This window comes from Neisseria sp. P0001.S005 (assembly GCF_051963715.1).
In genome coordinates this window covers 32728-39907 of record NZ_JBQCTZ010000014.1, presented here as the reverse complement: position 1 = coordinate 39907, position 7180 = coordinate 32728, and the positions used below count along the sequence as shown (strand labels likewise).

Annotated in this window: 5 protein-coding genes; 1 reads left to right on the top strand and 4 read right to left on the bottom strand. The window is 52.6% G+C overall.

All coding sequences use genetic code 11. The features are described from left to right. Nucleotides 1-36: 36 nt before the first annotated feature. Complete coding sequence (gene hslO / locus ACTHSP_RS03685) at nt 37-933, top strand: Hsp33 family molecular chaperone HslO (protein ID WP_440345652.1); 897 nt, start codon at nt 37-39, stop codon at nt 931-933. 171 nt (nt 934-1104) lie between these two features. On the opposite strand, the gene tyrS is transcribed toward hslO, so the two are convergent. The 4 genes from tyrS to ppc all read right to left on the bottom strand — a co-directional run bounded on the left by tyrS (nt 1105) and on the right by ppc (nt 7130). Continuing rightward, a complete protein-coding gene (gene tyrS, locus ACTHSP_RS03680) occupies nt 1105-2403 on the bottom strand; it encodes a tyrosine--tRNA ligase (protein ID WP_440345651.1) in 1299 nt (432 codons plus the stop codon). Between the two features lie 69 nt (nt 2404-2472). Next, nucleotides 2473-3564 (bottom strand): redox-regulated ATPase YchF, encoded by a 1092-nt coding sequence (gene ychF / locus ACTHSP_RS03675; RefSeq protein ID WP_371464573.1) that lies wholly within the window; start codon nt 3562-3564, stop codon nt 2473-2475. 123 nt (nt 3565-3687) lie between these two features. Further along, nucleotides 3688-4077: a hypothetical protein gene (locus ACTHSP_RS03670; protein ID WP_371464574.1), complete on the bottom strand. Its 390-nt coding sequence runs from the start codon at nt 4075-4077 to the stop codon at nt 3688-3690. Nucleotides 4078-4427: 350 nt separating this feature from the next. Beyond that, nucleotides 4428-7130 carry a phosphoenolpyruvate carboxylase gene (gene ppc, locus ACTHSP_RS03665; RefSeq protein ID WP_371464578.1) on the bottom strand — a complete coding sequence of 901 codons (2703 nt, stop codon included), beginning with the start codon at nt 7128-7130 and terminating at the stop codon, nt 4428-4430. Nucleotides 7131-7180: the final 50 nt, after the last annotated feature.

Genomic DNA, 7180 nt, shown 5'->3' with positions numbered 1-7180 from the left:
TAAGCGGCATTCATTGATTTATTTTCAGAGACTGACATGACACAAAATCACAGCGATATCCGTACACGCTTTATCTTTGACGATATGCCTATCCGCGGCATGCATATCCGCCTCGAAAAGGTTTGGCACCACATCGTCAACCAAAAACATTATCCTGTCGCCATCCGTCGCGCATTGGGTGAATTGTTGGCTGCCGGTTCTTTATTGTCTGCCAACCTTAAAAACGAAGGCACGCTGATTGTTCAGGTTCAAGGTCAGGGCCGTCTGAAAATGTTGGTGGTGGAAGCGACTTCTGAAAATACTGTCCGTGCTACCGCACGTTGGGACGAAACTGCTGAAATCCATGATGACGAAAGCCTGACTGCGCTGTTGGGCGAAAACAGCGTGTTCGTTTTGACCCATCAGCCTAAAGATGCCGACCCATGGCAAGGTGTTGTCCCTCTGGAAGGCGACAGCATTGCGCAAATGTTGGTCAACTATATGAAACGTTCCGAGCAGCTCGATACCTATATTACGCTTGCCGCCGACGACCAAGCCGCAGGCGCATTATTGCTGCAACGTCTGCCGGAAGAAGAATTGGATGATGCCGCGTGGGAGCATGTGACTACGCTTGCGCAAACGCTTACTTCGCAAGAATTGACCGGTTTGGACGCTCATCACGCCCTTTACCGCCTTTACCATGAAACCCCGCCCCGCGTTTTTGAACCGGAGACTATTGAATTTGCCTGCACCTGCTCCCGCGGCAAAGTCAGCGATATGCTGTTGATGCTTGGCGGCCAAGAAGTTGGCGGCGTGGTGGCGGAACAAGGCAGCATTCAAATCGATTGCGATTTCTGCCATAGCAAGTATGTGTTTGATGAAACCGATGTCAACGCTTTGTTTGGCGCAGATGTGGTGAATGCCGTCCGTCAAGAAAATGAACGTTTGCAGTAAGCTGGGGATAAAAGTTTCTTAAGGAAATTGGCTTAATAGAAGGGCAGGTGCAAAACCTGCCCTTTCTTTTTGGAAAACTGAATATCATCAATAGAAAATGCCGTCTGAAAAAAAGCGTGGCTGATTTCAGACGGCATGATTGTTTTAAACGATGTGTTTAATGTTTAAAGATTATTTCCAAACCAACAAAGCGTGGTTGCGTTTGCCGCGCCGTACGATGGTGTATTTGCCGAAACGTTTGTGCGCGTCGGTCAGCAGATAGGCATCGTCGGGGTGTTCGGCGGCGTGGTTCGGGTTGTTCGATTCGGCGGCTTGGCCGTTGAGCAATACCGCTTTGCTGTTCACAAAACCGCGCGCTTCTTTGTTGGAAGATGCCAAGCCGGTTTTGACTAAGGCTTCAACGACGTTGAGGTCGTCTGAAACTTCAAATGCGGGCAGACCATCGAGGGCGAGCTGTTCGAAGTCGCTTTCGGTCAGGCTGCTTTGGTCTTCGGCAAACAGGCTTTCGGAAATGCGCTGCGCGGCTTGCAGGGCGGCTTCGCCGTGAATCAGACGGGTCATTTCTTCGGCGAGGATACGTTGCGCTTCGGGCTTGGTGCCGCTGGCTTGGTCTTTCGCTTCGATGGCGTCGATTTCTTCGATAGACAGGAAGGTAAAGTATTTCAGGAATTTATACACATCGGCATCGGCAACTTTCAGCCAGAATTGGTAGAACTGATACGGCGAGGTTTTCTTCGCATTCAGCCATACCGCGCCGCCTTCGGTTTTGCCGAATTTGGTGCCGTCGGATTTAGTAACCAAAGGCAGGGTCAGACCGAATACTTGTTTTTGATTCAGACGACGTGTCAGGTCGATACCGGCAGTAATATTGCCCCATTGGTCGGAGCCGCCGATTTCCAAAACCGCACCATGACGTTTGTTCAATTCGGCAAAGTCGTAGCCTTGCAGCAGGGAGTAGGCGAACTCGGTGAAGGAAATACCCACGTCGTCGCGCTCGATACGCTGTTTGACAGATTCCTTGTTCAGCATGGCGTTGACAGAGAAATGCTTGCCGATGTCGCGCAGGAAATCGAGGCAGTTCATGCTGCCGAACCAGTCGGCGTTGTTCGCCATAATGGCGGCGTTTTCGCCTTCAAAGCTCAAAAACGGTTTCAGTTGGTTGCGGATGCTTTCTACCCAGCCGGCAACGGTTTCGGCGGAATTCAAGCTGCGCTCCACCGCTTTGAAGCTGGGGTCGCCGATCATACCGGTCGCGCCGCCCACCAAAGCAATCGGCGTATGCCCTGCCTTTTGGAAACGGCGCAATGCCAACACGGGCAGCAAGTGGCCGATATGCAGGCTGTCGGCTGTTGGGTCGAAACCGCAGTAGAGGGCGATTTTTTGTTCGTTTAACAAAGCGTCTAAGGCTTCGATGTCGGTAGTTTGCGCGATAAGGCCGCGCGCTTTCAAGTCTTGGATAACGGAGGTCATTGGGTTTCCTTCAATGTTTCAGACGACCTTGATTTGGCAAAGGTCGTCTGAAAAAGCGTTTTGCTTGGTTTATACGTTAAACAAAAAGTGCATCACATCGCCGTCTTGCACGACATATTCCTTACCTTCCACGCGCATTTTGCCGGCTTCTTTGGCTTTGGCTTCGCCGCCGAGTGAGACAAAATCGTCGTAGGAAATGACTTGGGCGCGGATGAAGCCGCGTTCGAAGTCGGTGTGGATGACGCCGGCGGCTTGCGGGGCGGTGTCGCCTTTGTGGATGGTCCAGGCGCGGACTTCTTTCACGCCGGCGGTGAAGTAGGTTTGCAGACCCAAGAGGTCGTAACCGGCGCGGATCAGGCGGTTCAGGCCGGGTTCTTCCAAGCCCATTTCGGCGAGGAACTCGGCTTTTTCGTCGTCTTCCAATTCGGCGATTTCGCTCTCCATCGCGGCGCATACGGCAACGACGGGGGCGTTTTCTTTTTCTGCCAATTCTTTCAGGCGGTCGAGGTGCGGATTGTTTTCAAAACCGTCTTCGGCAACGTTGCCGACGTACATAGCGGGCTTGGCGGTCAGCAGGAACAGTGGTTTGAGCATGGCAAGTTCTTCAGCGTCTAAGCCGAAGGAGCGCACGGGTTTGCCTTCGTCCAGATGCGGCAGCAGTTTTTTGCATAGTTCGACCAGTTTTTGCGCGTCTTTGTCGCCTGAGCGGGCACGTTTTTCTTCGCGGACGATGGCTTTTTCGACGCTGGAGAGGTCGGCAAGCGCTAGTTCGGTGCCGATGGTTTCGATGTCGGCAATCGGATCGACTTTGCCTGCAACGTGAACGATGTTGTCGTCGTCAAAGCAACGCACGACGTTAACAATCGCGTCAGTCTCGCGGATGTTGGCGAGGAACTGGTTGCCCAGGCCTTCGCCTTTGCTCGCGCCTGCAACCAAACCGGCAATGTCGACAAATTCGACGATGGCAGGCTGCATTTTTTGCGGATTGACGATTTTTGCCAGCTCCGCCATGCGCGGGTCGGGTACTTCGACGATGCCGACGTTGGGTTCGATGGTGCAGAAGGGATAGTTCGCCGCTTCGATGCCCGATTGGGTCAGCGCGTTAAAGAGGGTGGATTTGCCGACGTTGGGCAGGCCGACGATGCCGCATTTCAAGCTCATGGTTTTTCCTGAAAAGATAAAAGTTTAACGGCGGATTATAGCATATTGTGGAGGTACTCAACACAGCTGCAATGCTGGGGTGTTCTTATGATAAAAGGCCGTCTGAAAAAAGAGGGCAGGCATTCAATTTATTGTTCTTCCGAAGAATGAGTAAATGAATAAAGCCGTTAAATAAAACAATTTTTCGGACAGGAGGCTTAAGATCAAACCTGAAAGAATGCCCAGTACCCAATAAATCATCTGACGGTATTTCGGGTCGGATGCGGTACGCAACATTTTGAAATACAAAACCAGACAGCCGAACATGCAGATTGTTTGAAACAGAATGAGGGGGAGGCTGTTAATGGCTTCGGAAATCGAATCATGAAGGATGATTGTCCCTATGCGTATGCATAAATAAATTAAAGCCGAGCCTGCCGCCGAATGCCCAAAAGGGACGGGCGTGTCGGATGAATCGGGTGTTTTGTGGGGCTGAAGCCTGCCGAATAACAAGATAAATACAATGTCAAACATAATGATAGTTGCCTTGGTGTAAGATGTTTTTGTTTTCAGACGGCCTTAGGATTGTCTGAAAGCGTATTGTGCGGCGTATGGGGTAGTGCTGCGGTAAGGTATGTCAGAGGTTGATCATCCATCATGCTGAAGCGCTTGCCATACTTAAATGAACACTTTGATTTGACAATAGATTATCTGCTGTTGCCCATAATAGTTTGAAATACAGGGCAAGTTAAATGAATAGGGTAAGAGTGGCAAGCAGGTTGAGAAACAGTATGGGGCTTCGTGGATAAAGCCGTTGCTGCGGTTCGCAGTTAGTTTAAAGGCCGTCTGAAAATTGTTTCAGACGGCCTTTTTTCCGTGCTGCCTTAACCGGTATTGCGCAAACCTTGCGCCACGCCGTTGATGGTCAGGTGAACCATCAGCAGGGCGTGCGGATTGTCGGGCTCTTTGCGCAGGCGTTTGAGCATGGCGACTTGCAGGCCGTTGAGGGCGTTCAGATATGGAATCCTCAAGGCAAGAGAACGGGCGAGGCTGCGGTTGTCGCGCAGGAGCTCTTCGGTTTGCAGCAGGTCGAGTAGTGCTTTGCGGCTGCGTTGGTATTCTTCCTTGATCATGCCGAAGATGACTTTTGCTTTATCGGGCGATTCGCTCAAGCCGGCATAGTTTTCCGCCAAGGTGATGTCGGTTTTCGCCATCACTTGCTCCATGTTGGAGAGCATGGCTTGGAAGAACGGGTTGCTTTGGGCATGTTCGCGCAGGGCGGTCAGTGTGTCGGGATTGCCTTCGCACAAGGTTTCCACTGCGCTGCCGAAACCGTACCAAGCCGGCAGCATGAGGCGGTTTTGCATCCATGAGAATACCCATGGAATCGCGCGCAAGTCCTGAATCCGCGCCAAGGTTTTGCGGCTAGCGGGACGGCTGCCGAGGTTGAGGGTGGCGATTTCCTGAATCGGGCTGGTTTGCAGGAAGTAGTCGATGAAGTCGGGATGGGTAATCAGTTCGCGGTAGTATTTGAACGATACGTCCGACAAATCCTGCATCAGTTTGGCATCAGGGTCTTTTTTGTCCGGCAGGATGCTGGCTTCTAAAGTCGCGGCAACCAAGGTTTCCAAGTTACGTTGGGCATTGCCCGGGTCGGCGTATTTGGCGGTAATGACTTCGCCTTGCTCGGTAATGCGGATTTGTCCGGCAACGCTGCCCGCAGGTTGCGCCAAAATGGCTTGGTAAGATGGGCCGCCGCCGCGACCTACGCTGCCGCCGCGGCCGTGGAACAGACGCATGCGGACATCGTATTTTTTGAAGAGTTCGACCAAGCCCAACTCTGCCTGATACAGACACCACGAGCTGGTAACGTAGCCGCCGTCTTTGTTGGAGTCGGAGTAGCCCAGCATGATTTCTTGGATGTTGCCGCGGCTTTCAAGCAGGGCATCATACCAGTCGAGGCGAAACATGGTTTCCATGACCGGACAGGCGTTTTCGAGTGCTTCGATGGTTTCAAACAGAGGCACGATATTGATGCGGCTGTGCGGTTTGCCGTTTTCCACCACCAACAGGCCGCTTTCTTTCAGCAGCAATGCCAAGGCGAGCAGGTCGCTGGGTTGTTCGCAGTTGGAAATAATGCTTTGTGTAACGGCATCTTCACCGAATTCGTCTTTGATTTTGCGCGCTTCGTTGAAAATTGCCAATTCGTGGCGGGTATGGTCGCTGTATGTGATGAACGGGCTGTACAGCGGACGTTGATGGATCAATTCGCGCAACAGGGCGGCTTGTTTTTGCTCTTCGTTCAGGCTGTTGTAGTCTTCCAAGCCTGCGTGTTGGAAGAGCTCGGCAACCACATCGGCGTGTTTGCTTGCGTGTTGGCGCAGGTCGAGCGGCATCATGTGGAAGCCGAACACGGATACGCTGCGGATAATATTGGCCAGACGGCCTTCTGCCAGCAGTTGGCTGCCGTTTTCGTGGAGCGAGCGTTGCAGTTTTTTCAGGTCGGTGAGGAACTCTTCGACCGTGGCATAAGGCTCGAGGAAGCCGAATTTGCAGCCCATGCCCAAACCGAGTGAGCGCGCTTTGCCCATGGCGCGGGCCATGATGTAGGCGATGGCGCGGCGGTAGGGTTCTTCGGTGCGGGCGATTTCTTCGTCAGGCGAGAGGGCGGCCAGTGCCATCACGTCGTCGTTGACTTTGACGCGGCGGATGGAGAGCGGCAATTCGCGGTAGAGTTTATCGAGTTCGCCGCGATAGAAGCGGAACACTGCATCGGCATGCCGTCTGAACGCAAAACGCAAGGTTTCGGCAGAAACGAACGGATTGCCGTCACGATCGCCGCCGATCCAGCCGCCGATTTTAAGGATATTCGGAACGCGGACACCGGGATAGGCCGTCTGAAAATCGCGTTCCATTGTGCGGTAGAGTTTAGGCAGGGCTTCAAAGAAGCTCATTGGGAAGATGGATACACCGTTGTTAATTTCGTCGTTGACGCTGAGTTTGTGGCGGCGCGTTTCGCTGGTCTGCCACAGGCACAAAAGCACGGCGTCGATTTCTCGGCGCAACTGAGCCAGCGCTTCTGGGTTGGTGCAGCGTTCGCGTTGCGGCAGCAGCGTGCGGATACGGCGGTTGAAGCTCAAGACGGTTTGACGTTGTACTTCGGTCGGGTGCGCGGTCAAAACGGCGGTAACGACCGTGTTGTCCAGTTGTTGTTGCACCGCTTTGCCGTTGACTTTTCCGGCTTTGAGCTTGCGCACGGTTTCCGTCAGGCTGCCTTCGGCACTGTTGTGTCCGGCCTCTTCGTGGATTTGGCGGCGGCGTTCGTGGTGTACGTCTTCGGCGATGTTCAAAATCTGCGCGAACAGGCCGCAGGCCAAGGTTAAATCGTGGGTTTGTTGTTCGTCCAATTGCGGCAACACCTTCTCAATCAGGGCAGCACTGTCGTCTGAGGTCGATAATAGCTTAACGGTTTCGACCACCAAAGGCGATGCTTCCTCATGCAGCAGATTGAAAAGAGACTGTTTTAAAAATTCCGCATCCGCTGCCAGAGCGGCATCTTTTGGATTATTCAAGATATGCAGTTGCATGATTTTTCTCTTATTTAAATGTTAATTTGGGTGTATCGTGAATCCATTGT

Bases quoted from the DNA above. Each gene is read 5' to 3' on its own strand.
- hslO (WP_440345652.1), top strand. From the start codon at position 37: ATGACACAAAATCACAGCGATATCCGTACACGCTTTATCTTTGACGAT.
- ppc (WP_371464578.1), bottom strand. From the start codon at position 7,130: ATGCAACTGCATATCTTGAATAATCCAAAAGATGCCGCTCTGGCAGCG.
- ACTHSP_RS03670 (WP_371464574.1), bottom strand. From the start codon at position 4,077: ATGTTTGACATTGTATTTATCTTGTTATTCGGCAGGCTTCAGCCCCAC.
- tyrS (WP_440345651.1), bottom strand. From the start codon at position 2,403: ATGACCTCCGTTATCCAAGACTTGAAAGCGCGCGGCCTTATCGCGCAA.
- ychF (WP_371464573.1), bottom strand. From the start codon at position 3,564: ATGAGCTTGAAATGCGGCATCGTCGGCCTGCCCAACGTCGGCAAATCC.